Origin of the sequence: Kitasatospora sp. NPDC002965, from assembly GCF_040611255.1 — a bacterium.
Classification (GTDB): domain Bacteria; phylum Actinomycetota; class Actinomycetes; order Streptomycetales; family Streptomycetaceae; genus Kitasatospora.
The window spans coordinates 17,384-43,310 of record NZ_JBEXNT010000054.1; the positions used below are offsets into that span (position 1 = coordinate 17,384).

Here is a 25,927-nt window from a genome sequence, read left to right on the forward strand (position 1 = left end):
CGGTGCGCCGTTGCGGGCGGGCCACCCCCGCAGCACAGTGGAAGGCAGAACGGCCGCCCGTGCGGCCACCGCTACCCGAGGAGCAAGACCATGCACGCAGCGGTAGGTGACCAGCTCCACGTCCACAGCCGAGCGGTGGGTATGGTCGACCAGAAGGGCGAGATCGTCGAAGTGCGCGGTCAGGACGGCCAGCCGCCGTACATGGTCCGCTTCGAGGACGGTCACACCGGCCTGATCTACCCCGGCCCCGACTGCAACATCGAACCCCGCAAGGCGATCCACTGATCCCAGCGGCCGCCGCCCCGCGCCGCAGCGGCCCGGGGCGGTGAGTCGTGCCGTTCGCGTTCCCTCCCGCGCCGCTCACCGCGGCGACGACCACGACCGTCCTCGCGGCGGCCGACCCGGCGTTGCCCGGGCCGCTCGCGGCTCTCGCACCGCTGCTGGAGCAGTACGGTTACCCGGCGGTGGCGCTCTTCGTACTGCTCGACAACTGCGGAATCCCGGCGCCGGGCCAGACCATCCTCGTGCTGGCCTCCGTCTACGCCGGCACCGGGCACCTGAGCTTCGCCGCCGTGGTGGCGATCGCCTTCGCCGCGGCGGTGGTCGGCAACAGCCTGGGTCATCTGATCGGCGCCACCGGCGGACGCGCCTTCGTCCACCGGTGGGGACCGTACGTGCTGCTCACACCGGCGCGGATGGCGCGGGCGGACGGCTTCTTCGCGCGGCACGGCGGCAAGGTGGTCACGGTCGCCCGGTTCATCGACGGGCTGCGGCAGACCAACGGCATCATCGCCGGCACCACCGGGATGCCGTGGCGCCGGTTCCAGCCGTTCAACGTCCTGGGGGCCGCGCTCTGGGTGGGAGTCTGGTCCGCCTTCGGCTACCTGGCCGGCGCCAACATCGGGGCGGTGTACCGGACGGCGGTGCGGTACCAGCTCTGGCTGCTGGCCGGGTTCGGCCTGCTCGTCGCCGCGCTCGTGCTGCACCGGCTGCTCCGTCGACGGGGTCGCCGGGGGCGGAGCGATGACGACGCCGGGGGCGATGTCGGCGACGGCTCCGCACACCCCGAACACTCGGAGGATTGACCGGCCGCTCCGCGGCGCGACCGGTCCCGGCCGGCCTTCCCGTCCCGGTTCGGCCGATTCGGTCTCATTCGGACTCGCCTGGCCCTGATCCGACCGAATGTCGCTCCGAAAGCGAAACGCTCGGGGAGTCGGGAAATCCGGGGGTCGGGGAATCCGGCGGCCGGGAAATCCGGGAGTCGGGAAATCCGGCGGCCGGGGAATCCGGGGGCCGAAATCGAGGATTCCGGAGAGGACGCCCCCGTATCCGCCCGACCCGCCGGCAGCGGTATTCCTCCTCTTGAGGAAGGAGGAACACCGCTGCTCGCCCTTCCGTCCGCCTAACGCAGCGGGAAGACCTCGAACGGGACGGCGAACCGGGTGCCCAGCCGGGTGCCGGCCGACCGCCCGAGACTCTCCAGGAATCCGCGCGCGTCGGCCATCGCGCCGCCCAGCCCAGCCAGGTACGCCTTGTGCGCCTCCAGCGAGGCGACGCCGGCGTCGAAGTGGTCGGTGGTGTCGACCGCGTGCCGCGAGTCCGGGGAGGCCACCGCCCAGACCTGGCGGACGCCCTCCCAGGGTTCGTGGCCCTCGGCGGTCAGCTCACGGAAGACCCACCGGTTGCCCGCGTCCCGCGCCCCGTCCAGGGTGGCCCGGCCGACGGCGATGTGGTCGGCCTGGTTGAGGAAGACGCCGCCGTACGTCTCGCGGAAGTTGCTGGTGATGACGATGTCGGGGCGGTGGCGGCGGACGGCGCGGGCGATGTCGCGGCGCAGCGGCACCCCGTACTCGATCACGCCGTCCCGGTGGCCGAGGAACTCGACGGTGTCGACGCCTACCAGGGCGGCGGAGGCGATCTGCTCGGCCTCGCGCAGCGGGCCGCACCGTTCGGGCTCCAGGGTGTCGATCCCGGCCTCGCCGCTGGTGACCATGACGTAGACGACCTTCTTGCCCTGCGCCGTCCAGCGGGCGACGGCGGCGGCGCCGCCGTACTCCATGTCGTCGGGGTGGGCGACGACGACCAGGGCGGTCTGCCAGTCCTCGACGACGGGCTCGAAGGGCTCGGGTGCCTGCTGCTCGCTCATGGTGGGTGCTGCCTCTCCGTGGTGCAGGTGTGCGCAGGGATGCGTCCGGTGCGGTCGTACGGTCGCACCGGAGGCGACTCTAGAAGATCATCGGACCGCCCGATGGGCGATGACGGCCTCCACGGAGTGGCGGCGCACGGACGGCCGGTGACAGGGCGGCCGGTGACAGGACGGCCGGTGACAGGACGGCCGGTGACGGAGCGACAGCGGACGAGGCCGTCACCGGTGTCGAGGACGACGCGACGGAGAGGGACGGCACGACGGCCTTGCCCCTGACCCGCGCGTCAGGGGTTACCGTCCCCGCACCTCCGCGGCGGACCGACCGCCGCGCGCCGTCCCGTTTCGGAGTCCGCCATGTCCCTCCCCCTGCCCACCACCGCACGCGAGGTCCGGCTCGTCGCCGCGCCCTCCGGCCTCCCCCGCCCCGAGCACTTCGCGCTGGCCGAGACGCCGCTGGCCGCCCCCGGCCCCGGCCAGGTGCTGGTGCGCAACCGGGCCTTCCTGGTCTTCCCCGGCCTGCGCACCCTGATCGGCGGCGAGCTGACGGACACTCCGCTGCCGTCGATCGGGCCGGGTCAGGCGTTGTTCGGTCCGGCGCTGGCCGAGGTCCTGGCCGTGGGCCCGGACCGGCCGGCGGACGGGGCGCTCCGCCCCGGCGACCTGGTCACCCACCTCCAGGGCTGGCGGGACCACGCGGTGGGCGACGCGGCCTCGTTCACCCGTGTGGACGGCGCCGTCCCGGACCCGCTCGCGCTGCTCTCCCCCGCGTCCGCCGGGTACGGCGCGCTGACCCGCTCGGCCGAGGTCCGCGCGGGGGACGTCGTGCTGGTCACGGGCGCGGCGGGAGCGGTCGGCACGGTGGCGGGGCAGGTGGCCCGGCTGCTGGGGGCGGCCCGGGTGATCGGCACCACCGGTTCGGCCGCCAAGGCGAAGCGGCTGACCGAGGAGCTCGGCTACGACGCCGTCCTGGTCCGCGGCGCCGGGCCGTTCGCCGAACAGTTGGCGGCGGCCGCCCCGGAGGGGATCGACGTGCTGCTCGACCTGGTCGGCGGCGAGCAGCTCACGGCCGCCGTCGACGCGGCCCGGCCGGGGGCGCGGTTCGCGCTGGTCGGGGCGCTCTCCGGGCAGATGGCGCCGGACCGCCGCGGCGGCAGCTCGCCGGCCGTGGTCGACAGCTTCCGTCTGTTGTCCCAGGGCGTCACCGTGCGCGGGTTCGCCGGGCTGCAGCACCCGGACCTGGAGGCGGAGTGGCGGCAGCGGCTGGGGGGATGGCTGCGGGCCGGCCAACTCGTCGTGCCCACCACGGTCGTGTCGGGCATCGAACAGGCGCCGTCGGCGTTGCCCCGACTGATCGACGGTGACGGCATCTTCGGCGCGACGATCGTCGAAGTGTAGCCATGGCGTGAGCGGGAGGACGGACGCGCATGAGGATCGGTGACGCCGCGGCGGCGGCGGGCACGACGCCCAGGGCCCTGCGGTTCTACGAACAGCGGGGGCTGCTGCCGCCGCCCGCGCGGACGGCGTCCGGCCAGCGGAGGTACGGGCCGGAGGAGGTGGCCCGGGTGCGGGTGATCCGCGAGCTGCTGGCGCTCGGCCTGACCGTCGAGGACGTGGCCCGCAAGGCTCACCGGCTTGCCCTGCTCGCCGAGGACCCGCCGCGCGGCTGCCCGTCGACCGGCGACCGCGAGCCGGAAACCTTCACCCCGGTGGTGCAGCAGCGGCTGGCCGCGCTGGACGCCGAGATCCGCCGCCTGACCGGGCTGCGCGACAGCCTGGCCCGGCATGCGAGGACGCGCGGCGCGGGTGAGCCGACGCCGGGTCAGGAGGCGGACGGCGCAGCGTAGGGGCGGCGGACGGGGCGCGGGGGGTGATCTCCGAGCCCCGTCCCAGGGCCCGTCCGGAGCGTCCGATCAACTTACAGAGACTTCTCTGCAGACACCTCTATGCAGAGAAGTCTCTGCATCTTAGGATTCCGGCATGCCCACCGAGCGGTCCGGCGATCCCGGCTCCCCCGATGCCCGTCCCCCGGCCCCGTCACGACCCGCGGCAACCCCCTCAGCCCCTGAGGCCCCGCCGGCCCCCGCGGCCCCGCGCCCGCACCGCCGCCTCGACGCCCGCAGCCTGCGCGGACTGGCCCACCCCCTGCGGATGCGCATCTTCGAGCTGCTGAACCTCGACGGCCCCGCCACCGCCACCCTGCTCGCCGAGCGGCTCGGCGAGAACACCGGGACGGTCAGCTGGCACCTGCGCCACCTCGCCGAGCACGGGTTCATCGAGGAGGAGACCGGCCGCGGCACCAAGCGCGAACGGTGGTGGCGGCGGGTCCCCGTCCCCAACCGGCTCGACACCGCCGACTTCCGCGACGACCCGGAGAGCCACGGCCCGCTCTCCGTCTACCTCCAGGGGGTGGTCCGGCGCCTCTTCGACCGGGTCGACGAGTACATCTCCGAGGACTGGCCGGACGAGTGGCGCAACGTCGGCAGCATCTCCGACTGGAGCCACCTGCGCCTCGATCCGGCCCGACTCAAGGCGCTCAACGAGGAGTTGGCCGCCGTCGTCGAACGGTACGCCCCCGACCCGGACGCCGCACCCGACCCGGAGGCGCTGCCCGTCGTCGTCCAGCTCCAGTCCTTCCCCCGCCGTCCGCACGAGGCCGTCGGCGCCGGAGCTGCCGCCGGACCGACCGCCGCCGGACCGACTGCCGCCGGGCCGATCGCCGTCGGACCTGCCGGCGCCGAGGACGGCCCGCGCGACGGGCAGGAGGAAACCCGGTGAGCGGCGCCCGCGGCGGACTCCTCCGCCGGCACCACGACTTCCGGCTGCTCTGGTGCGGCGAGACCGCCGGCAAGTTCGGTGCCTCGGTGACCGGCGTGGCCATGCCGCTGATCGCCGTCACCGAGCTGCACGCCTCCACCTTCGAGATCGGCCTGCTCAGTGCGGCCGCCTGGGCGCCCTGGCTGGTGATCGGCCTGCCGGCCGGGGTCTGGGTCGACCGGTTACCGCGCCGCCCCGTCATGCTGACCGCCGCGGCCGTCTCGCTGCTCCTGTTCGCGGCCGTCCCGGTCGCCGGGCGGTTCGACCTGCTGAGCACCGGCCTGCTGCTCGCCGTCGCGTTGCTCACCGGCACCGCGGCCGTCTTCTTCCAGACCGCCTACACCGCCTACCTGCCCGACCTGCTCGCCCCCGAGGACCAACCCGAGGGCAACGCGAAGCTCCACGGCAGCGCCTCCGCCGCGCAGATCGTCGGCCTGGGCTCCGGCGGCCTGATCGCCCAGCTGGCGGGCGCCGCCAACGGCATGCTCGCCAACGCCGCGACCTTCCTCGTCTCGCTGCTCTGCCTGGGCCGGATCCGGCACCGCGAGACGCCGGCGGCGCGGGCCACCGACCGCGCGCTCGGCCGCGAGGTCGCCGTGGGACTGCGGCTGCTCGCCGGGGACCGCTGGCTGCGCGCCCTGGCCCTGTTCGGCGCCTCCTCCAACCTGGCGCTGATGGGGTACCAGTCGATCCAGGTGGCCTTCCTGGTGCGCGAGGTCGGGCTCGACGCCGGCACGGTGGGCGGCCTCGTCGCCGCCGCCGGGAGCGGCGGCGTCGCCGGGGCGTTCGCCGCCCGCCGGGTCGCCGCCCGGACGGGCACCGCCCGGGCGATGGTCCTCTTCGAACTCGGCCTGCCCGTGCTCGCCCTGCTCATCCCCCTCACCAGCGGCGGCGCGGGCGTCCTCTGCTACGCCGTGGGCGGGTTCAGCGTCTCGGCCGGGGTGGTGGCCGGGAACGTCATCAAGTCCGGCTTCCAACAGAGTTACTGCCCGCCCGAGCTGCTCGGCCGGCTCACCGCCAGCACCGCCGTCCTCAACTTCGGCACCATCCCGCTCGGCGCCGTCCTCGCCGGCGTCCTCGGCACCACCCTCGGGCTGCGCCCGGCGATGTGGATCGCCACGGCCGGGGTGCCCCTCGCGGCGCTGATCCTGCTCCTGTCACCCGTCGGCCGCGTCCGCGACCTCCCCACCGGGCGCCGGACCACCGACGGGGCGACCGCACGGCCGGAGGCCGCCGTCGGGGCCGCCGAGGAACCCGGCCGGCCCGCGCACCCGGCCCCGCCCGCCCGGCCCACCCGTACGGCGAACTGACCGTTCGTCCCACCCACCGGCCGGGGCCGGAGACCGGGCCGGACCACAGGCCGGACGCCGGGCCGGGGGGACAGGCCGGAGACCGGGCCCCGGTCACGCCCACCGGGCCCCGTCCGCCGACGGGCCGTAGGTTGGCTCCATGGCACGGCGCACCAGGGCCGCCCGGCTCACCCCTCCCAGCTGGCTGACCGCGGGACTGCGCCCGCACCCCGCACCCGTGCCCTGGGCGGCGGTGGCCCGCGCCTCGGTCGCGCTCTCCGCCCCGCTCGCCGTCGGCTTCGCGACCGACCGGCCCGAGTACGGCGCGCTGGTCTCGATGGGCGCGCTGTCCGCCGTCATCGGCGACACCGCCGACGCCTACCGGATGCGGGTCTTCAACATCGCCGTGCCGCAGCTCTTCGGCGCGGTCGGGGTGACGCTCGGCACCCTGGTGTACGGCGAGGGCTGGCCGGCGGTCGTGGTGCTGACCGTGGTCGCGCTGGTCTCCGGGATGATCTCCTCGATCGGCGCGGTCGCCTCCGTCTCCGGGCTGCTGCTCCTGCTCAACGCGGTCGTCGGGGCCGGCCTGCCGATGCCGCAGCCCTGGTGGAAGGCCCCGCTGCTGCTGAGTCTCGGCGGGCTGGTGGTGCTGGTCCTCACGCTGTTCGCCTGGCCGCTGCGCGGCGGCGTGCCGGAGCGGGAGGCCGTGGCCGGCACGTACCGGACCGTCGCCGGCTTCCTGCGCGCCGCCGGCACACCGGCGCACGACGAGCGGCGGCAGGCCGTCACCCAGTCGCTCAACGGCTCGTACGACCTGCTGCTCGCCCACCGCACCCGCCGGCACGGCCGCTCCCCCGGGCTGGCCCGGCTGGTCGCGCGGCTCAACGCGGTGATCCCGATCGTGGAGGCGGCCTCCGCCGCCAAGCTCCGCCCGACCCGGCTCGGACCGCTGCCGGAGGCGTACCCGGCGGCGGTCCTGACCCTGGCCGACGCGATCGGACAGGGCTCCGCCGCGGTGCCGGCCGACCTGGGTCTGCCACCGCCGACCGGGCCGTCGGAGCGGGCCCTCGACCAGGCGCTCCAGTACGCGGCGGCCGTCGTCGCCGAACCCGTGCCCGACCCGCGCGGCCCGCACCGCTCCACCCCGCACGGACCGCACCACGCCGCGCCCCACCACGCCGCGCCACCCGCGCCCGACCCGTCCGACGCGGTCCACCCGCCCGACCCGCCCGACCCGCTCGGCCGGCCGGCCGGCCCGCGGGTACGACTCCGGCGCACGGCCCGGGCGGCCCTGCTCTCCGGTGCGTCCTGGCGGTACGGGCTGCGGCTGGCCCTCTGCATCGGCCTCGCCCAGGCGGTGGTCTCGGTCCTGCCCGTACCCCGCTCGTACTGGGTCGCGCTGACCGTCACCTTCGTCCTCAAACCCGACTTCGGCTCGGTGTTCTCGCGGGCCGTGCTCCGCGCGCTCGGTACCGCCGCCGGGCTGCTGATCGCCGCCCCGGTACTCGCCGAGGTGCCCATCGGCTGGTGGGACGTGCCCACCATGGCGCTGCTGGCGACGCTGATCCCGGCCGTCTCCGCGAAGGGCTACGCCTTCCAGACGGCGGCCATCACCCCGGTGATCCTGCTCCTCTCCGACCTGCTGAACCACCAGGGCTTCCGGCTGGTCCTGCCCAGGCTGTACGACTCGCTGATCGGCTGCGCGATCGTCCTGGTGGCGGGCTACCTGTGCTGGCCCGAGTCCTGGCACACCCGGATCGGCGACCGGCTGGCCGACGCGGTCGGGGACACCGCCGCGTACGTGGCGATGGCGTTCGCCGCCGGGCCCGGCCGGGACCAGACGTCCCGGCTGCGCCACCGGCGGCGGCTCTACCGGGACCTCTCGGCGGTGCGCTCCGAGTTCCAGCGCGCGCTCACCGAACCGCCGCCCACGGCGACGCGGGCGGCGGCCTGGTGGCCGCTGGTGATCGCCGTGGAGCGGGTCGTGGAGGCCACCACCGCGACCCGGGTCCGGGTCGAGCACGGCGAACCGGCACCGCCGTCGGCCGGGGTCGGCGCGATCACCCGCGACCTGGACGCGCTCGCCACCGCCCTGCGGACCGGCACCGCGCTGCCCGCGAGCACCGGTCCGGCCGACAGCTCCGAGCCTCCCGGATCGTCCGGGCCGCCCGAGGACGCGGCACCGCAGGATACGGACGACGTGCTCGGCCCGCTGCGCCGCGAGGTCCTGGCGGCCTGCGCGATCGCCTCTCCCGTACTGCGCTGAACACCCGCCCGCCCCCGGCGCCCGCCCGCGCCCGCCCCGGACCGGGCCCGCTCAGCCCAGCCCCACCCGCGCGGCCTGCCGCTCCTGGTGACCCTCGCCGTCCTGGATCCGCCGCCACGGCCGGTCCGCCTCCAGCGCGAACGCCAGCTCCAGCAGGACCCGCTCCCCGCCGTGCGCCGCCGACAGGTGCACCCCGATCGGCAGGCCGTCGGCGGTGGCCCCGGCCGGCAGCGCGAGCCCCGGGCCGCCGGTGACGTTGTTGACCGGCGTGAACGCGACGTACCGGACCAGCCGGGCCATCAGCTCGTCGAACGCCACGTTCGGGCTCAGGTGCCCGATCGGCGGTGCGACGTGCGCCAGCACCGGCGACAGGACCACGTCGTACGCGTCGAACATCGCCGTGTACGCCTGCTCGGCCCGGCGGAGGCGGCGCAGCACGCCCGGGGTCCGCGTGAACTGGCGGTGGAAGCTGCGCCGGAGCCCGGTGGTGAGGCCGTCCAGCTTGCGCGCCTGGAAGCTCGGGTCGAGCGCCAGCTTGCCGGTGGTCGCGATCAGGAAGGCGATGTACCCCCAGTACATGGTGAAGTCGCGGGAGAACTCCTCGCCGAACGGCAGGGTGGCCGGGGTGACCTCGTGGCCCATCGACGCCAGCCGGGCGGCCGTCTCCTCGACCGCCGCCCGGGTCGGCCCGTCGGTGACGGCGAGCGGGGAGTCGACGACCAGGCCGACGCGCAGCGGACGGTCGCCCGGCCCCTCGACCAGGCCGAGCGGGGGCAGTGCGGGGTTGCGGTGGTGGCGTTCGGCGGCGGCGAGGAAGGCGGCGGTGTCGCGGACCGAGCGGGTCAGCACGCCGTCGGTGATCAGGTCGATCGGCAGCAGGCGGCCCTGACCGTTGGCGACCATCCGGCCGCGTGTGGGCTTCAGCCCGACCAGGCCGCAGCAGGCCGCCGGGATCCGGATCGAGCCGCCGCCGTCGTTGGCGTGCGCGATCGGGACGACGCCGGCGGCGACCAGGGCGGCCGAGCCGCCGGAGGAGGCGCCCGGGGAGTGCGAGGGCCTCCACGGGTTGCGCACCGGGCGGGCCTCGGCGAACTCGGTCGAGGCGTTGAGGCCGAACTCCGGCAGCCGGGTCTTGCCCAGCACCGACAGGCCGGTGCTCAGGAACTGCTCGGCGAAGCCGGCGGTGCGGCGGGCGGGCTTGGCCCGGAACGCCGAACTGCCCTGGCCGGTGGGCATGCCGCGCAGGTCGACGTTGTCCTTGAGGTAGCTGGGCACGCCGTGGAGCGGCGCGTCCCGGTCGGCGCCGGCCGCCGTGTGCGGCCGTTCGTACGAGGCGAACGCGACCGGCGCGAGGGCCGCGTCGATCCGCTCGGCGCGCGCGGCTGCAGCGGCCGCCAGCTCCGCCGGGCGGACCTCGCCGGCCCGTATCAGCGCCGCCAGCGCCACCGCGTCGTGCTCGCCCAGCGCGTCGTCCCCGAACGCGTGCACCCGGTCGTCGGCCATCCGGACTCCCCATCCCTACCAGTCGGTAATACCGCGCGAGCTGAGCAGTCTAGGGCTGGCGGGCCCCGTGGGACACCCCCACGAGAGGTGTCCCAGGGGGGTGCCCCACAGGGGGTGTCACGAGCGACTGCCGGGGCAGACGGGGGGAGAAGCCCGAAGGGCGGGGCGGCTTCGCGGCGGCCGACCGGAGATCCGCTCCGGGCACGATCGCGCCGCACCACCCGTTCGGCCCTCCGACTGCCCAGGACCGACAGCCGGCGCCGCCCGGCAGCCCGCGCACCATCGAAAGCTGGTCACCGCATGCTCGACTACGACGACACCGGATTCCGCCGCGACGGCGCGCCGCACCGCATCGTTTCCGGTGCCCTGCACTACTTCCGCGTCCACCCGGACCTCTGGGACGACCGGCTGCGCAGACTGCGTGCCCTCGGTGCGAACACCGTGGACACCTACATCCCCTGGAACTTCCACGAGCTCCCCTCGGGCGAGGTGGACTTCACCGGCTGGCGGGACATCGCCCGGTTCGTCCGGCTGGCGCAGACGCGCGACCTGGACGTCATCCTCCGCCCCGGCCCGTACATCTGCGCCGAGTGGGAGTTCGGCGGTCTGCCGGCCCGGCTGCTCGCCGCCGGCGGGATGCGGCTGCGCAGCTCCGACCCGGCCTTCCTGGCCGAGGTGGACGGCTGGTTCGACGCCCTGGCACCCGAGTTGCTGCCCCTGCTCGCCGGCCGGGGCGGCCCGGTGGTCGCGGTCCAGGTCGAGAACGAGTACGGCAGCTACGGCAACGACGCCGCCTACCTGGCGCACCTGCGGGACGGCCTGGTCACGCGCGGCGTGGACTGCCTGCTGTTCACCACGGACGGCTCCGAGGACTACATGCAGCAGGGCGGCGCGATCCCCGGCCTGCTCGCCACGGCCACCTTCGGCTCCCGGGCCCCCGAGCGGTTCGAGGTGCTCCGCCGCCAGCAGCCCAAGGGCCCGCTCGCCGCGATGGAGTTCTGGATCGGCTGGTTCGACCGGACCGGCGAGCCGCACCACGTCCGGGACGCCGAGGAGTCCGCCCGCTCCCTGGACGAACTGCTCGCCACCGGCGCCTCGGTCAACCTCTACATGGCGCACGGCGGCACCAACTTCGGCTTCTGGGCCGGTGCCAACCACTCGGGCGCGAACCCGTACGACTCCGGGTACGAGCCGACGGTCACCAGCTACGACTACGACGCGCCGATCGGCGAGGCGGGCGAGCTCACGGAGAAGTTCCACGCCCTGCGCGCCGTGATCGGCCGGTACGTGCCACTGCCCGAGGGTGAACTCCCCGAGCTCCCGGCCCGCCTGACGCCACGCCAGCTCGACCGTCCGACCGGCCGGGCCCGCCTGCTGGACTCCCTCGACGCGCTCTCCGCCCCGGTGCGCCGGACCGCGCCCGAGCCGATGGAGAACGTCGGCCAGTCCCTCGGACTGATCCACTACCGCACCCACGTCCCCGGTCCGCGGCCCGCCATGCCGTTGCGCATCGACGGCATCGGCGACCGCGCCCAGGTCTTCGCCGACGGCCGCCCGATCGGCGTCCTGGACCGCAACACCCCGGGCGAGACCGTCCCGCTGGAGACCGGCCCGGCCGGCGTGACCCTGGACATCCTGGTCGAGGCCCTCGGCCGGACCAACTACGGCCCCCAGATGGACGACCGCAAGGGCATCGGCCGCGGCGTCTCGCACGACCGGCAGCGGCTCTTCGGCTGGGAGATCCGCCCGCTGCCGCTCACCGACCTCGACGCCCTGGTCTTCGACGGGACCACCGGGGTGGACGACGGCGACCCCGCCTTCCACCGCTTCGAGACCGACCTCGAAGCCCCGGCCGACGCCTTCGTCGCGCTCCCCGCCTGGGGCCGGGGCCTCCTCTGGCTCAACGGCTTCCTTCTCGGCCGCTACACCCACGAGGGGCCGCAGCGCACCCTCTACGCCCCCGGCCCGCTCTGGCGCGCCGGCCGCAACACCCTGGTCGTCCTCGAATTCGACCGTCACGGCGAGGTCCTGGAGCTCCGCGACCGGCCCGACCTCGGCGACACCACCCGCGCCCCCAGCGCCGACTACTGACCCCCGGCCCCGCCGGGGTCGCCGAGGGTCGGCCGGGTGCGGTCCGCGTCCGGCCGCCCTCGGCCCCGACCTCCAGGCCGACCCGCGGGCCGCGCCGTCGGCCCCGGGGCGGCCGGACGGCGCGGAATCTCCCCGTCCGCCCCGGAATCACTCCACCCCCGCCGTGGTTGACGGAGCGGCAGGCCGGTGATCACGGCCTGCGGTCGCCGTCCGAGGGGGAACCATGTCCAGCAGCACCGGTGTGAGCGGGAGCGTCGCGCCCGGCTTCGAGGAGGTACGGGCGGAGTTCGCCGCCGTCGTCGCCGAGGAGCCGGAGGGCGGCGGCGCACAGCTGGCCGTCCACCTGGACGGACGGCGGGTGGTGGACCTCTGGGCCGGCGAGGGGGTGTCCGGCGATTCGCTGTTCGCCCTCTACTCCTCGGCCAAGGGCGCGGCGCACCTGCTGGTGGCGCTGCTCGTGCAGGAGGGCGTGCTGCACCTCGACGAGGAAGTGGCCCGGGAGTGGCCGGAGTTCGCCGCCGAGGGCAAGGCCGGAATCACCTTGCGGCAGCTGCTGGAACACCGGGCGGGACTGATCGGCGTCGACGGCGGGTTCACCTCCGAGGAGCTGGCGGACGACCGCCGGCTCGCCGAACGGCTGGCGCGCCAGAAGCCGTTCTGGGAGCCCGGTACCGCCTACGGCTACCACGCCTTCGTGATCGGCGCGCTGACCGGCGAGGTGGTCCGCCGACGGACCGGCCGTTCGCTCCAGGAGCTGTTCGAGGAGCGGGTCAGGGCGCCGTTCGGGCTGGACTTCCATCTCGGGCTGCCCGCCGAGCTGGAACCGCGCTACCTGCCGGTGCGGCCGGCCCGTCCGGCCCCGGGGCGGCAGGCCGACGGGCCCGCGCCCGACAGCATCACCGGGATCGCCTTCAACCTGAACGCCGACCCGCCCACCGATCTGGTGGAGTTCGCCAACACCCGCTCGGTCCGCGCCCAGGGCCCGGCCTCCTCCGGCGGGGTGGGCAACGCGCGCGGGCTGGCGGCGATGTACGCGGCGGCGGCGCACGGCCTGGACGGGCGTCCGCCCCTGCTCACGGCCGCGACGATCGCCGAGTTCGGTCCGGTCCGCACCCGCGGCACCGACCTGGTGACGGGCGAGCAGGACCACTTCGGCCTCGGCTTCGAGGCCCAGAGCTCCCGCTACGCGTTCCTCGGGCCGGAGGCCTTCGGGCACAGCGGCGCGGTGGGCGCCCAGTCGTTCGCCGACCCGCGCAGCGGTGTCGCCTACAGCTACACCCGCCGCAGCTTCAGCGCCGGTGGCGGCGGCGGTGCTGCCGAGAACCACCGCCTGGCCGCAGCGGCCGTACGGGCCGCGGCGGTCTCCCGGACCGACGCCGCGCGCAGCGGCACGGCCGGCTGACCTGCGGGCCGGCCGGGGCGAGCGGACGGGCCGGGGCGGACGAGCCGGGGCCGGGGGGCGGCCGGGGCCGGGGCGGGCCGGGCTCCGCGGGCGGTCGGGGTAGATTGCCGGGACTCCCCCGCCCCGTCCCCAGGAGCCCCGCGTGCTCGACACGACCGACGCCGCCCTCGTCCACGAGCTGCAGCGGGACGGCAGGGTCAGCTACCAACGGCTGTCGGAGCTGCTCGGCATCTCGCGCGAGGCGGCCCGGGCCCGGGTGCAGCGGCTGCTCCAGCGGGGCGAGGTGCGGATCGTCGGGATCGTGCCGCCCTCGGTCGCCGGCATCGAGACGGTGGCCCACGTGTCACTGGACGTGGCCGGCCCGGTCCGGGCGGTGGCGGCGATGGCCGCCGGGCGCCGGGCGGCCAGCTTCGTCTCCTGCACGGCCGGCCCGCAGAGCGTGATCACCGAGGTCCGGGTCGCCGACGAGGGCGCGCTGGAGCGTGAGTTCGCGGCGCTCCGGGCGGTTCCCGGCGTCCGGGGGCTGGAGGTGTTCCGGTGCGCCGAGCTGGTCCGGGACGCCTACTCCCCCGTGGTGGCGGGCGTCCGGGCGGGGCCGCCGCCCGAGCTGGACACCACGGACCGGCGGCTGCTCGGGATGCTGCAGCTGGACGGGCGGGCCAGTTTCACCGCGCTGGCCGAGCGGATCGGCCTCTCCCAGCCGGCCACCCGGGCGCGGGTGCTGCGCCTGCTGGAGGTGGGCGCGGTCCATGTGACCGGGCTGGTGGAGTCGCGCGCACTGGGGGTGCGGGAGGCGGCCGGGGTCGGCCTGGGCGTACGGGGGCCGGCCCGGGCGGTGGCGGAGGCAGCCGCCGCGCTGCCGGGGGTGAACTACGTGGCCTCCGGCTACGGCCGGTTCGACGTGGTCTGCGGTCTCGACGCGCCGGACCGGCCCGCGCTGTTCACGGGCCTGGAGGCGGTGCGCGCGCTGCCCGGCGTGACCCGCTCGGAGACGTGGGTGCACCTGGACATCGTGAAGGAGTCCTACACCTACGATCTACCCATCGACCAGGCGATCGGATCGCCCGTGACGCCACTGCGCGAATGATCCGCCGGACATCTCGCAAGTAGCAGGTGAAACGATACCGACACGTCCTTGACGCGTTCTTTTCGCCAACCTTCAATGGCCGGACACCTTCCCCCGCGAGAGAGTCCGGTCCCCGATGGCGTCCTCCCCACCCCCTCCGTCCCAGGTCGCGGCGCTGCCGCGTTCCCTGGGCGTGTTCGGCGGGGTCCTGCTGACCCTGTCCTGCGTCACGCCCGCGTCGTCGCTCTTCATCGTCGTGCCGCCGCTGCTCCAGTCGCAGGGCAGCGGCGCGGTGATCAGCCTGCTGGTCGCCGCGGTGCTCTCGCTCGGGGTCGGCCTCTGCTACGCCGAACTCGGCACTCTGGTGCCCAGCGCGGGCGGCGAGTACTCGATCGTCGGACAGGTGCTCGGCAGGCTGGCCGGCTGGCTGGTCTTCGTGATCTCGATCGTCTCGCTGCTGGTGATCCCACCGATCATCGCGCTCGGCACCGCCGGCTACCTGGGCTCGGTCCTCACCATGGACCCGGCCGTCGCCGGCGCCCTGGTGATGGTCGTGGCGGTCGCCGTCGGCGTCCTGGACATCAAGTCGAACGCGCTGATCACCGGCGTCTTCCTGGGGCTGGAGGTCCTCGCCGCGGCGATCGTCACCGTGCTGGGCCTGACGCACGTCCGCCAGCCGGTGTCGACCCTGGTGCACGCGGTCGTACCGGACGGCCAGGGCGGCACCTCGCCGTTCACCGCGGGCCTGCTGATCTCCGGGCTGGCCGTCGCGATCTTCACGTACAACGGTTTCGGCACCGCCGTCTACCTGTCCGAGGACCTGCGCGACCCCCGCCGCTCGGTCGCCCGGACCGTGCTCTGGTCACTGCTCGCCGGGGTCCTGGTGATCACCCTGCCGGTCGTCGCGATCTGTCTGGGCGTCGCCTCCCCGGACCAGCTGGCGGCGGGCGACCTGGTCGCGGTGGTCGACGACTGGGCGGGCAGCGGCGTGGGCACCTTCGTGAGCCTCTGCATCGCCGCCGCGATCCTCAACGCCGTCATCGTGATGGTGATCCAGAACGGCCGGGTGCTCTACGCCTCGGCCCGTGACCGCACCTGGCCCGACCCGGTCAACCGCGCGCTCGGCACCCTGCACCCGCGCTGGGGCTCGCCCTGGGTCGCCACCCTGGCCATCGGCCTGCCCGGCGCGGTCCTGGCACTGACCGTGCCGATCGACGCGCTGCTCGGCTTCACCGGTGTGGTGGTCGCCGTGATCTACCTGCTGCTCGGCGTCGCCGCGCTCGCCGCCCGGCGCGGGCGCCACCGCTCCACCGACGCCTGGCGGATGCCGCTCTGGCCGCTCGCGCCCGTCCTCACCACCGTCGTCCTGGGGTACACGCTCACCCAGCAGTCCGGGCGCGACCTGCTGATCACCCTCGCGGTGCTGGCCGCCGGCGTCCTCTACTGGTTCGCGTACCTGCGCCCGCGGACCGGTACCCACTGGGTGCTCAGCCTCCCCGCGGACCAGTCACCCACCACCCCCTCACCCGCCACCAGCACCGCTCCCGCCCTCGCCACCACCACCAGCCCGGAGCACCCGTGAACCGCCCCGCCGAACTGATCGTCCACAACGCCCACGTCCACACCGTCGACGACCGGCGCCCCCGCGCCGAGGCCGTCGCCGTCCGCGACGGCCGGATCGCCTGGGTCGGCGACGGCGACGGCTGGCGCGACCTGACCGGCCCCGGCACCGAGGTGGTCGACGCACGCGGCCGGCTGCTCGTGCCCGGCTTCATCGACAGCCACAACCACGTCCGGCTCGGGTCCGACGCGGCCTGCGTCCAGCTCGCCGGCGCCGCCGACCTCCCCGAGATCGGCCGCCGGATCGCCGACTGGCTGCGCCGCAACCCCGACGCCGAGTGGATCGAGGCGGAGGCGTTCGACTACTCCGCCGTCCCCGAGGGGCGGATGCCCACCGCCGCCGACCTCGACCCGTTCACCGGCGACCGGCCGGCCTTCGTCCTCAGCTACGACGTGCACACCGCCTGGCTGAACACCGCCGCCCTGCGCCGCCTCGGCATCACCGCGCAGACCGAGGAGCTCGCCTTCGGCACCGTCCGGAAGGACCCGGCCACCGGCGAGCCCACCGGGTTCCTCACCGACTTCGCGGTCCGCGGCCTCTCCCGCGACGGCCACCGGGCGCTACGCGCCGCCGGCGTCCCCTGGGCCGCGCCGGACCGCCAGTACGGCCGGCTCTGCGCCAGCCTCGACCTGGCCGCCCGGTACGGCCTGACGACCGTCGTCGAACCGCAGAACTCGCTGGACGACCTGGCGCTGTTCGAACGGGCCATCGCCGAGGGCCGGCTGCGCTCCCGCCTGGTCGCCGCGCTGTTCCACCCCCGCGGCACCACCGACGCGGACCTCGCGGAGTTCGCGGCCGCGGCCCGCCGCCACCGCGGCGACCGCTTCCGGGTCGGGCCGCTCAAGCTGTACATCGACGACGTGGTCGAGCCGCACACCGCCGCCCTGCTGGAGCCGTACGCGGGCCACCACAGCCACCGCGGCGAGACCTTCTACCCGGCCGGGGAGTTCGCCGAGGTGCTGACCCGGCTCGACGCGGCCGGCTTCCAGGCCTTCGTGCACGCCACCGGCGACCGGGGCATCCGTACCGTCCTGGACGCCGTCGAGCACGCCCGCCGGGTGAACGGCCCCCGGGACGCCCGGCACCAGGTGGTCCACGTCGAGTGCCTCGACCCGGCCGACGTGCCCCGCTTCGCCGGGCTCGGCGTGGTCGCCTGCATGCAGCCGCGGCACTGCTCCCCCGACATCGCCGGGCCGGGCCGCGACTGGGCCGAGGCGGTCGGCGAGCAGCGCTGGTCCAAGGCGTGGCCGATGCGCAGCCTGCGGGACGCGGGCGCGGTGCTGGCCTTCTCCAGCGACTGGAACGTGGCCGAGATGGACCCGCTGGTCGGCCTCTACACGGCGGCCACCCGCCAGGGGCTGGCCGGCGGGGAGCCCTGGGTGCCGGAGGAGACCGTCCCGCTGGCCGACGCCCTGCGCGGCTACACCCTCGGCAGTGCCCACGCGAACTTCCTGGAGGACCGGCTGGGTTCGATCACTCCGGGCAAGCTGGGCGACCTGGTGCTGTTCTCGGAGGACCTCTTCGCCGTGGACCCGAAGGCGTTCCTGGAAGCCCGGGCCGACCTGACGGTCGTCGGCGGCGAGGTCGTCCACCGCGCCGACTGACACCCGGGCCCGGACATGCCGAAGGGCCTGCACCACGCGGAACGCGGTGCAGGCCCTGGCTGTTCGGCGGGTGACCGATCAGCGGGTGGTACTACAGCGGGCGAATGTTCTCCGCCTGCGGGCCCTTCTGGCCCTGCGTGACGTCGAACTCGACCTTCTGGCCCTCGAGCAGCTCACGGAAGCCCTGGGCGTTGATGTTCGAGTAGTGGGCGAAGACGTCCGGGCCGCCACCCTCCTGCTCGATGAAGCCGAAGCCCTTTTCCGCGTTGAACCACTTCACGGTGCCATTAGCCATTAAAATTCTCCTTGAAAGGCAATTCCCGGAGCCCGCACCTCGCAGGATCCGCGTCGCCGCTATGAGTACCCACCCAGAAGAAGACTCCTTGAAAATCCGAAGAAATTCGAGGAAAATTCCGGAGAAACAAAAAATGCGCCAGCGGTCACAACCGGCAGGCGCACACAAAGTTCATGGGAACCGAAACTGCAACTGACATCGACTGTAGCAGGTCCCGGGGCGGAACGGCGGGTCTTTCTTCCCGGGTTCCGCCGCGCCCCGCCGTCCCGGGTTCTCCGACCCGGTCCGGACCCGGTTCGGGCCCGGACCGGCTGTTCGGTCGGCTACTCCACCGTCACGCTCTTCGCCAGGTTGCGGGGCTTGTCGACGTCCCGCTCCAGCGCGACCGCGGCGTGGTACGCCAGCAGCTGGAGCGGGATGTTGAGGAGCAGCGGGTCGAGCTCCGGCTCGCTCCTGGGCACCAGGATGCAGTGGTCGGCGAGCTTCGCGTCGGGGCGGCGGTGCGCGACGGCGAGCACCCGGCCGGAGCGGGCCTTGATCTCGCCGAGCGTGGTGAGGTTCTTGTCGAGCAGCTCGTCGTCCGGGACCAGGGCCACGGTGGGCAGTTCGGGGCTGATCAGGGCCAGCGGACCGTGCTTGAGCTCGCTCGCCGGGTACGCCTCGGCGTGGACGTAGGAGATCTCCTTGAGCTTCTGCGCGCCCTCACGGGCGACGGGGAAGCCGCGGACCCGGCCGATGAACATCATGCCCTCGGACCCGGCGTACTCGGCGGCGAGCTCGGCGATGGCGTCGCTCTGCGCGAGGACCTCGCGGATCTGGTCGGGGAGCGCCTTGAGGGCGGTGACGATACGGCGGCCGTCGGCCGGGGAGAGGTCGTGGATCCGGCCGAAGTGCAGGGCGATCAGGGCGAACGCCACGACGGTGGAGGTGAACGCCTTGGTCGAGGCGACCGAGATCTCCGGACCGGCGTGCAGGTAGATGCCGCCGTCGCACTCGCGGGCGATCGCGCTGCCGACGGTGTTGACGACGCCCAGCACCCGCCCGCCCTTGCGCTTGACCTCCTGGACGGCGGCGAGGGTGTCGTAGGTCTCACCGGACTGGCTGACCGCGATGTAGAGGGTGTCGGCCTCGATGACCGGGTTGCGGTAGCGGAACTCGGAGGCGGGCTCGCTGTGCGCGGGGATGCGGGCGAGCTCCTCGATGAGCTGGGCCCCCATCTCGCCCGCGTAGTAGGCGGAGCCGCAGCCGAGGATCTTGACCCGGCGGATCTCGCGCAGCTCCCGGGCGTCGAGGTTGAGGCCGCCGAGGTGGGCGGTGGCGAACCGCTCGTCGAGCCGGCCGCCGAGGGTGCGCTCGACCGAGCCGGGCTGCTCGTGGATCTCCTTGAGCAGGAAGTGCGCGAAGCCGCCGGTGTCGTAGGAGTCGATCTCCCAGTCGACGGTGGACGGCTGGCGGTGGGTGGTGCGGGCGTCCTCGGTGAACGTGCGGAAGCCGTCGGCGCGGACGGTGGCCAGCTCGCCGTCCTCCAGGTGGACGACCTGGCGGGTGTAGCGGACGAGCGCGGAGACGTCGGAGGCGGCGAACATCTCCTTCTCGCCGATGCCGAGCACGATCGGGCTGCCGTTGCGGGCGACCACGATCCGGTCCGGCTGCTCGGCGTCGAGGACGGCGATGCCGTAGGTGCCGACGACCATGGCGAGGGCGGCGCGCACGGCGTCCTCCAGCTCCACGCCCTCCGCGGCGTGCGCGGCGATCAGGTGGCCGAGCACCTCGGTGTCGGTCTCGGAGCGGAAGACCGCGCCGTCGGCGGCGAGCTTGGCCCGCAGCTCGTCGGCGTTCTCGATGATGCCGTTGTGGACGACGGCGATCCGCCCGGCGTTGTCCAGGTGCGGGTGGGCGTTGGCGTCACTGGGCACGCCGTGGGTGGCCCAGCGGGTGTGGCCGATGCCGGTGGTCCCCTTGAAGCGGGCCGGGACGGCCGCGGCGAGGTCGGCGACCCGGCCCTTGACCTTGCGGACCTTGAGCCCGCCGGTGCGCCCGGCGACCGCGACGCCCGCCGAGTCGTAGCCGCGGTACTCCAGCCGGGCCAGGCCCTCCAGCAGGAAGGGGGTCGCGTCCTTGGGACCGATGTAGGCCACGATTCCGCACATGGGGTGGACTCCTCGAAGACAGGGGGGCAGGGCAGGGGGCAGGGCGGGGCCCGGAGGGTCGGGCCGGGAGGCCGTCGCCGACCGCGGTCGGCGGGCCTCGGACGGAGGGCCTCGGACGGAGGGCCTCGGACGGGTCCGTCAGCCGTAGACGATCCGGCGCAGCTGCCGCGCGGAGAGTCCCGGCGCCGCGACACGGCGGGCGGGCAGCTCCTCGGCGAGCCGGGCGAAGATCCTCTCGTTGGTCAGACCGCGTGCCTGGAGCTCGCCGTGACGGCGGCGGACGTACTCCTCCGTGGTCTCGGAGAAGTAGGCCAGCACCTCCGCCACCACCCGCGCCGCCTCGCGGGGCCCGAGCGGGCTGGTCCGGGTGAGGTGGGCGAGCAGCTCTTCGTGAGGGTGCGAGGGACCGGGTGAGCTGGACACGAAGAGGGAGCCTAGGCCGGATCCGGCGCCGAGTTCAAAGATCTTGCCCGAATTCGGGCAGATCTCGCGACGTTCGACGCCCACCCGGCCCGATCCGGGCCCGCGCCAGCCTGTCGAACTAAGCATCGGACGGACGAACGGGCAGGCGAACGATCGGCACGGCGGACGCCCGGCGGGCCCGCCCGCCCCGCCCGCGCACCCTTGTGCGGGCACGTACCACCACGTAGCGTGATTCCCCGACTACGCATCGGGGGAGACGGATCAGGACACCGGATTCGTCTCGGAGATTCGTGTCGGAAGAACCGGAGGCTTGCTGATGTGCGGCATCACCGGATGGGTCGCCTACGACCGCGACCTCACCCTCGAACGGCCAGTGCTCGACACGATGACGGCCACCCAGCTCTGCCGCGGCCCGGACGCGGGCGGCGTCCACCTGGAACGGCACGCCGCACTCGGTCACCGCCGCCTCGCCGTGATCGACGTCGAGGGCGGTGTCCAGCCGATGACGGCCGAGCACGACGGCCGGACGCTGGCCGCCCTCACGTACAGCGGAGAGGTGTACAACCACCGCGAGCTGCGCGCCGAGCTGGAGGCGGCCGGCCACCGGTTCCGCACCCGCAGCGACACCGAGGTGGTGCTGCACGCCTACCTGGAGTGGGGCGAGCACCTCGCCGAGCGGCTCAACGGCATGTTCGCCTTCGCGATCTGGGACGCCCGCAGCGAGGAGCTGGTGCTCGTCCGCGACCGGATGGGCGTCAAGCCTCTGCACTACCACCCCACCCCGGACGGCGTGGTCTTCGGCTCCGAGCCGAAGGCCCTGTTCGCCCACCCCTCGGTGCGCGCGGTGGTCGACCTGGACGGGCTGCGCGAACTGCTGGCCCTGACGAGGACCCCCGGCCTCACCCCGTACCGCGGTATCTCGGAGGTGCGGCCCGGCCACGTGGTCCGGGTGCGGCGCAGCGGCGTCACGGTCCGCCGCTACTGGGCGCTGGAGGCGCGCCGGCACACCCAGGACCTCGCCACCACCGTCGCCACCGTCCGGGCCCTGCTCGACGACATCGTCCACCGCCAACTGGACTCGGACGTGCCGCTCTGCTCGCTGCTGTCCGGCGGCCTCGACTCCAGCGCCGTCACGGCGCTGGCCGCCAAGGCGCTGCGCGCGGCGGGCGCCGGGCCGGTCCGCTCCTTCGCGGTCGACTTCGCCGGACAGAGCGAGCACTTCCTCGCGGACGCGGTCCGCTCCACGCCGGACGGCCCGTACGCCGCACTGCTCGCCCGGTACGTGGGCGCCGACCACCGGGTGATCGAGCTGGACAGCGCCGCACTCACCGACCGGACGCACCGGATGGCCGCGCTGCGCGCCAGGGACCTGCCGGGCGGCTTCGGCGACATGGACACCTCGCTGCTGCTCCTCTTCAAGGAGGTGCGCCGGCAGTCGACGGTGGCGCTGTCCGGCGAGTCGGCGGACGAGCTGTTCGGCGGCTACAGCTGGTTCCACGACCCGCAGGCGGTGAACGCGGACGACTTCCCCTGGGCGGCCTCGCTGACCAGGCTCGGCGGGACGGGCGCCGGTCCGCGCGAACAGCTGATCGACCGGGAGCTGCTCGGCAAGCTCGACCTCGCCGGCTACCGGCACGCCCGGTACCGGGAGGCGCTCGCCGAAGTCCCGCACCTGCCGGACGCCGACCCGTTCGAGCGGCGGATGCGGGAGATCTCGTACCTGAACCTGACCCGCTTCGTCTGCATCCTGCTCGACCGCAAGGACCGGATGAGCATGGCCAACGGGCTGGAGGTGCGGGTGCCGTTCTGCGACCACCGGCTGGTGCAGTACGTCTTCAACACGCCGTGGTCGATGAAGCACTTCGACGGCCGGGAGAAGAGCCTGCTGCGCGCCGCCGTCCGGAACGTGCTGCCGGACGAGATCGCCGACCGGATGAAGAGCCCCTACCCGAGCGTGCAGGACCCGCACTACCCGGAGATGCTCCGCAGCGAACTGGCCGAGCTGACCTCCGACCGCGCCGCCCCGGTGCTCGACCTGCTGGACCGGCGGGCACTGGCCGACGCGCTCGCACCGGACACCGATCCGCAGTCGGTCCGGCTGGCGGCCGATCTGGCGCTGGACCTGAACGCCTGGTTGACGGAGTACCAGGTGTCGCTCGAACTCTGACCGCCCGCCGGCGTTCACCCGGACGGCGTACCTCGCCCGCTGCGCCGTCCGGGTTCACGGCGAACCGCGCGGCGGGCCGGGTGACGGGCCGGCGCCGGGCCGTGCGACAGGCCGCAGGACGGGCCGGGTGACGGGTCGTCCGGCGGTCCGGCGACCGGGGGCGGCCCGCGTCGTCGACCGGCCCGGACGTGCGATAGCGTCGCCGACACCTCCCGAATGGCGGTCGAAAACGCGGAATCCCACCCCCGTGCCGTCAGGATGGGGAGCGACCCGTCCGTCTCGATCCGCCGGGGGATCTCCGCCATGCATCCGCGAGCGTTCGCGATTCTCACCGCCCTGCTGCTGGGGGTCCTGGGCCTGGGGTCGGTGGCCGTCACCGACTGGACGCCCGCTCCGGTCGCCGCGGCGGCCGGGGAGAACACCGCGGACGGCACCGCCGGAACGGCGGGCGCCGCGCCCGCCGGCACCGCGCAGCCGGCCGTGAGCGCGACCCCGACCGGGGACCCGGCGGTGTGGACCCGCTCGACGCTGCGCAACAAGCTGATGGCCGAGATGGAGTCCACCGATCCCGGGGTCGCGCTGGCCGACCTGGACAGGATCACCAAGCAGTTGCCGTACACCGTCCGGTTCTGCCACCCGATCGCCCACGAGCTCGGGCACGCGGCGGTCAAGCGCTTCGACGCCGACTTCCAGAAGGTCATCTCCTTCCCGCACGAGACCTGCGCCGCGGGCTACCTGCACGGCGCCGTCGAGGAGATGCTGAACGCCTCCGCCCAGCCCGAGACGGACCTGCTCAAGCTCTGCGCGCCCAAGAACAGCGGCCCGTGCATCCACGGCGTCGGTCACGGCACCATGTTCGTCGCCAAGCAGGACGTGGCCAAGGCGCGGGACCTGTGCAACAAGTTCCCCACCGACCAGAACCGGATCCGCTGCTCGGAGGGCCTGTTCATGCAGCTCTTCGGCCCGGACGAGGAGGACGAGAAGGCGAAGGCGAACCTGCCCGCCGACAAGATCGCCCAGGACCCGCTCTACCCGTGCAAGGAGCAGCCCTCGCTGTTCCAGTCGGCCTGCTTCTTCTACGCGCCGACCTTCTACCTCTCCTCGCACGACTACCCGAACCACCCCGAGGTCTACGCCGAGGCGCTGAAGTGGTGCCTCAACGGCAAGGCGAGCGGCGGGTCGGTGGACTGCAGCCGGGGGGTGGGCTCGCGGACCATGAAGTACAACCTGGACCGCGAGGACTGGGCCGCCCAGCAGTGCGCCACCGCCGCCGACGGCTGGCAGCGCAAGGCCTGCGCCGAGGGCCTGGTCAGTTACTACACGGTCAACTACACGGACGGCGGTGCGGCCGGGCGGCTCTGCGCCAAGATCACCAGCTCGGAGATGCAGGGCTACTGCCGCTCCGCGGGCGGGCTCTCCTCCTCGCTCGACTGACCGGGTCGCCGGTTCGGCCGGCCGATCCGCCGACCCGGTGCTCCCTGACCCGCCGACCCGGTGCCCCGCCGGCCCGGCGGAACCGTTCCGTCCCAGGTGGTGGGCCCGCGCCGCACGGCGCGGGCCTTTCTCGTACGATCGGCCCGTTGATCCCAGGTGCGCCGAGGACGCCGCGCCACCAGGCCTCCTCCCCCACCCGCTGGAGCACCGCCGTGACCCCCGAGGACTTCCGCGCCGCCGCCCACACCGCCGCCGACCTCGTCGCCGACCACCTCGCCGAACTGCCCGGCCGCCCGGTCTGGCAGCCGATGGACGACGACGCCCGCCGCACCCTGCTGGACGCCCCGCTGCCGCGGGACGGGCGTCCGCTGGCCGAGCTGCTGGCGGACGTCGGCCGGGACGTGCTGCCGTACCCGATGGGCAACGGGAACCCGCGGTTCTTCGGCTGGGTCAACTCGGCCCCGGCCCCGGCCGGCGTGCTCGCCACCTTCGCCGCCGCGGCGATGAACCCCAGCTCCGCCGGCGGCGACCACGCCGACGTCCACCTGGAGCGGGCCGTGGTGCGCTGGATAGCCGAGCTGGTCGGGTTCCCGCACCCGGCCGGCGGCGGGCTGCTCACCTCCGGCACGTCGATGGCGACCATCGTCTGCCTGGCCGCGGCCCGCAACCGGGCCGCCCGCGAGGCGGGCCGGGACGTCCGCGCGGACGGACTGGCCGGGATGCCCCCGCTGGTCGGCTACGTCACCGGCGAGACCCACTCGTGCGTCCGCAAGGCCGCCGAGCTGCTCGGCCTCGGCAGCCGGCACCTGCGGACCGTGGCCACCGGCCCGGACGGCCTGCTGGACATCGCCGACCTGCGGGCCGCCGTCGCCCGCGACCGGGCCGCCGGGCTGCTGCCGTTCCTGGTGGTGGCCTCCGCCGGGACGGTCGGCACCGGCGCGGTGGACGCCTTCGAGCCGATCGCCGACCTCTGTGCCGAGGAGCGCCTCTGGCTGCACGTGGACGGCGCGTACGGCGCGTTCGGCGTGCTCGACCCGGCGATCGCGCACCGCTACGCGGGGTTGGAGCGGGCCGACTCGCTCGCCCTCGACCCGCACAAGTGGCTCGGCGTCCCGGTCGACTGCGGCTGCGCGCTGGTCCGCGACACCGACGAGCTCCGCGCCGCCTTCAGCCTCGTCCCCTCCTACCTGCGGGACGAGGCGGCCGGCGAGCTCGGCTGGTTCTCCGAGTACGGCACCGAGCAGACCCGCCCGTTCCGCGCGCTCAAGGTGTGGGCGACCATCGCCCACCGGGGCCGCGACGGCGTGGCCGCGGACATCGCCCGGTGCACCGCCCTGGCCCGGCGGCTCGGCGAACTGGTCGCGGCGGACGAGGAGTTCGAGCTACTGGCCGAGGTGCAGACGTCGATCGTGGCGTTCCGCCTCCGCCCCCCGGGGCTGGACGAGGCCGCGCTCGACGAGCTCAACCACCGGTTGCCGGCCGCCGTTCAGCGGCGCGGCCGGGTCTTCGTCACCGGCGCGCGCCTCGGCGAGCGCGAGATGCTCCGCGCCTGCCTCCTCAACGCGGGCACCACGGAGGAGGACCTGCTCCTGCTCCTCGACGAGGTCCGGGCCGCCGCCCGTGAGACGGTCGGTCGGCACCATTAACCGTCAGGTC

Annotated in this window: 20 protein-coding genes; 15 read left to right on the top strand and 5 right to left on the bottom strand. The window is 74.4% G+C overall.

What is annotated here, in order from left to right:
• Positions 1–90 precede the first annotated feature (90 nt).
• Positions 91–285, top strand: coding sequence for a DUF1918 domain-containing protein (locus tag ABZY91_RS21375; protein WP_329885046.1), 195 nt, complete (start codon positions 91–93; stop codon positions 283–285).
• Positions 286–332: 47 nt separating this feature from the next.
• Positions 333–1,085: a DedA family protein gene (locus ABZY91_RS21380; protein ID WP_355404420.1), complete on the top strand. Its 753-nt coding sequence runs from the start codon at positions 333–335 to the stop codon at positions 1,083–1,085.
• Positions 1,086–1,402: 317 nt separating this feature from the next.
• Here ABZY91_RS21380 and ABZY91_RS21385 read toward each other — a convergent pair whose 3' ends face one another.
• On the bottom strand, positions 1,403–2,146 hold the full coding sequence (locus ABZY91_RS21385; protein ID WP_355404423.1) for a PIG-L deacetylase family protein: 744 nt from the start codon (positions 2,144–2,146) through the stop codon (positions 1,403–1,405).
• 354 nt (positions 2,147–2,500) lie between these two features.
• On the opposite strand from ABZY91_RS21385, the gene ABZY91_RS21390 reads away from it, so the two are divergent.
• The 5 genes from ABZY91_RS21390 to ABZY91_RS21410 all read left to right on the top strand — a co-directional run bounded on the left by ABZY91_RS21390 (position 2,501) and on the right by ABZY91_RS21410 (position 8,515).
• Positions 2,501–3,541: an NADP-dependent oxidoreductase gene (locus ABZY91_RS21390; RefSeq protein ID WP_355404426.1), complete on the top strand. Its 1,041-nt coding sequence runs from the start codon at positions 2,501–2,503 to the stop codon at positions 3,539–3,541.
• 29 nt (positions 3,542–3,570) lie between these two features.
• Positions 3,571–3,990 carry a MerR family transcriptional regulator gene (locus ABZY91_RS21395; RefSeq protein ID WP_355404429.1) on the top strand — a complete coding sequence of 140 codons (420 nt, stop codon included), beginning with the start codon at positions 3,571–3,573 and terminating at the stop codon, positions 3,988–3,990.
• Positions 3,991–4,276: 286 nt separating this feature from the next.
• Entirely contained in the window at positions 4,277–4,921 is a 645-nt protein-coding gene (locus ABZY91_RS21400; protein WP_355404472.1) for a helix-turn-helix domain-containing protein, read from the top strand.
• Complete coding sequence (locus ABZY91_RS21405) at positions 4,918–6,270, top strand: MFS transporter (protein WP_355404431.1); 1,353 nt, start codon at positions 4,918–4,920, stop codon at positions 6,268–6,270. The genes ABZY91_RS21400 and ABZY91_RS21405 overlap by 4 nt, the downstream gene beginning before the upstream one ends.
• A 139-nt stretch (positions 6,271–6,409) precedes the next feature.
• Positions 6,410–8,515, top strand: a complete 2,106-nt coding sequence (locus tag ABZY91_RS21410) for an FUSC family protein (protein WP_355404434.1) — start codon at positions 6,410–6,412, stop codon at positions 8,513–8,515.
• 51 nt (positions 8,516–8,566) lie between these two features.
• On the opposite strand, the gene ABZY91_RS21415 is transcribed toward ABZY91_RS21410, so the two are convergent.
• Positions 8,567–10,018, bottom strand: a complete 1,452-nt coding sequence (locus tag ABZY91_RS21415) for an amidase (RefSeq protein WP_355404436.1) — start codon at positions 10,016–10,018, stop codon at positions 8,567–8,569.
• Positions 10,019–10,318: 300 nt separating this feature from the next.
• Between ABZY91_RS21415 and ABZY91_RS21420 the strand changes: the two genes are divergently transcribed.
• The 5 genes from ABZY91_RS21420 to ABZY91_RS21440 all read left to right on the top strand — a co-directional run bounded on the left by ABZY91_RS21420 (position 10,319) and on the right by ABZY91_RS21440 (position 17,802).
• Positions 10,319–12,109, top strand: a complete 1,791-nt coding sequence (locus ABZY91_RS21420) for a glycoside hydrolase family 35 protein (protein WP_355404439.1) — start codon at positions 10,319–10,321, stop codon at positions 12,107–12,109.
• A gap of 223 nt (positions 12,110–12,332) precedes the next feature.
• Positions 12,333–13,511 (top strand): serine hydrolase domain-containing protein, encoded by a 1,179-nt coding sequence (locus ABZY91_RS21425; RefSeq protein WP_355404441.1) that lies wholly within the window; start codon positions 12,333–12,335, stop codon positions 13,509–13,511.
• A 142-nt stretch (positions 13,512–13,653) separates the two neighbouring features.
• On the top strand, positions 13,654–14,598 hold the full coding sequence (locus tag ABZY91_RS21430; RefSeq protein WP_355404443.1) for an Lrp/AsnC family transcriptional regulator: 945 nt from the start codon (positions 13,654–13,656) through the stop codon (positions 14,596–14,598).
• Between the two features lie 115 nt (positions 14,599–14,713).
• Positions 14,714–16,159, top strand: a complete 1,446-nt coding sequence (locus ABZY91_RS21435; protein WP_355404446.1) for an APC family permease — start codon at positions 14,714–14,716, stop codon at positions 16,157–16,159.
• Complete coding sequence (locus ABZY91_RS21440; RefSeq protein ID WP_355404449.1) at positions 16,156–17,802, top strand: amidohydrolase; 1,647 nt, start codon at positions 16,156–16,158, stop codon at positions 17,800–17,802. The genes ABZY91_RS21435 and ABZY91_RS21440 overlap by 4 nt, the downstream gene beginning before the upstream one ends.
• Positions 17,803–17,893: 91 nt before the next feature.
• Here the strand turns inward: ABZY91_RS21440 and ABZY91_RS21445 are convergent, their stop codons facing one another.
• The 3 genes from ABZY91_RS21445 to ABZY91_RS21455 form a co-directional block, all read right to left on the bottom strand.
• The gene (locus ABZY91_RS21445) at positions 17,894–18,097 is read right to left on the bottom strand and encodes a cold-shock protein (protein ID WP_042388274.1); all 204 of its coding nucleotides are present in this window, start codon (positions 18,095–18,097) and stop codon (positions 17,894–17,896) included.
• Between the two features lie 323 nt (positions 18,098–18,420).
• The gene (gene glmS, locus ABZY91_RS21450) at positions 18,421–20,247 is read right to left on the bottom strand and encodes a glutamine--fructose-6-phosphate transaminase (isomerizing) (RefSeq protein ID WP_329885032.1); all 1,827 of its coding nucleotides are present in this window, start codon (positions 20,245–20,247) and stop codon (positions 18,421–18,423) included.
• A 138-nt stretch (positions 20,248–20,385) separates the two neighbouring features.
• On the bottom strand, positions 20,386–20,670 hold the full coding sequence (locus ABZY91_RS21455; protein ID WP_355404452.1) for a hypothetical protein: 285 nt from the start codon (positions 20,668–20,670) through the stop codon (positions 20,386–20,388).
• A gap of 316 nt (positions 20,671–20,986) precedes the next feature.
• Here ABZY91_RS21455 and asnB point away from each other — a divergent pair, with 316 nt between their 5' ends.
• The 3 genes from asnB to ABZY91_RS21470 all read left to right on the top strand — a co-directional run bounded on the left by asnB (position 20,987) and on the right by ABZY91_RS21470 (position 25,917).
• Positions 20,987–22,837, top strand: coding sequence for an asparagine synthase (glutamine-hydrolyzing) (gene asnB, locus ABZY91_RS21460; RefSeq protein ID WP_355404454.1), 1,851 nt, complete (start codon positions 20,987–20,989; stop codon positions 22,835–22,837).
• A gap of 303 nt (positions 22,838–23,140) precedes the next feature.
• Entirely contained in the window at positions 23,141–24,271 is a 1,131-nt protein-coding gene (locus tag ABZY91_RS21465) for a hypothetical protein (RefSeq protein WP_355404456.1), read from the top strand.
• 146 nt (positions 24,272–24,417) lie between these two features.
• A complete protein-coding gene (locus ABZY91_RS21470) occupies positions 24,418–25,917 on the top strand; it encodes a pyridoxal-dependent decarboxylase (protein ID WP_329885029.1) in 1,500 nt (499 codons plus the stop codon).
• The last annotated feature ends 10 nt before the right edge of the window (positions 25,918–25,927 follow it).

Coding starts and splice junctions, on each gene's coding strand:
- ABZY91_RS21395 (WP_355404429.1), top strand. CDS start 3,571: ATGAGGATCGGTGACGCCGCGGCGGCGGCGGGCACGACGCCCAGGGCC.
- ABZY91_RS21425 (WP_355404441.1), top strand. CDS start 12,333: ATGTCCAGCAGCACCGGTGTGAGCGGGAGCGTCGCGCCCGGCTTCGAG.
- ABZY91_RS21445 (WP_042388274.1), bottom strand. CDS start 18,097: ATGGCTAATGGCACCGTGAAGTGGTTCAACGCGGAAAAGGGCTTCGGC.
- ABZY91_RS21375 (WP_329885046.1), top strand. CDS start 91: ATGCACGCAGCGGTAGGTGACCAGCTCCACGTCCACAGCCGAGCGGTG.
- ABZY91_RS21390 (WP_355404426.1), top strand. CDS start 2,501: ATGTCCCTCCCCCTGCCCACCACCGCACGCGAGGTCCGGCTCGTCGCC.
- ABZY91_RS21420 (WP_355404439.1), top strand. CDS start 10,319: ATGCTCGACTACGACGACACCGGATTCCGCCGCGACGGCGCGCCGCAC.
- ABZY91_RS21465 (WP_355404456.1), top strand. CDS start 23,141: ATGCATCCGCGAGCGTTCGCGATTCTCACCGCCCTGCTGCTGGGGGTC.
- ABZY91_RS21415 (WP_355404436.1), bottom strand. CDS start 10,018: ATGGCCGACGACCGGGTGCACGCGTTCGGGGACGACGCGCTGGGCGAG.
- asnB (WP_355404454.1), top strand. CDS start 20,987: ATGTGCGGCATCACCGGATGGGTCGCCTACGACCGCGACCTCACCCTC.
- ABZY91_RS21435 (WP_355404446.1), top strand. CDS start 14,714: ATGGCGTCCTCCCCACCCCCTCCGTCCCAGGTCGCGGCGCTGCCGCGT.
- ABZY91_RS21410 (WP_355404434.1), top strand. CDS start 6,410: ATGGCACGGCGCACCAGGGCCGCCCGGCTCACCCCTCCCAGCTGGCTG.
- ABZY91_RS21385 (WP_355404423.1), bottom strand. CDS start 2,146: ATGAGCGAGCAGCAGGCACCCGAGCCCTTCGAGCCCGTCGTCGAGGAC.
- glmS (WP_329885032.1), bottom strand. CDS start 20,247: ATGTGCGGAATCGTGGCCTACATCGGTCCCAAGGACGCGACCCCCTTC.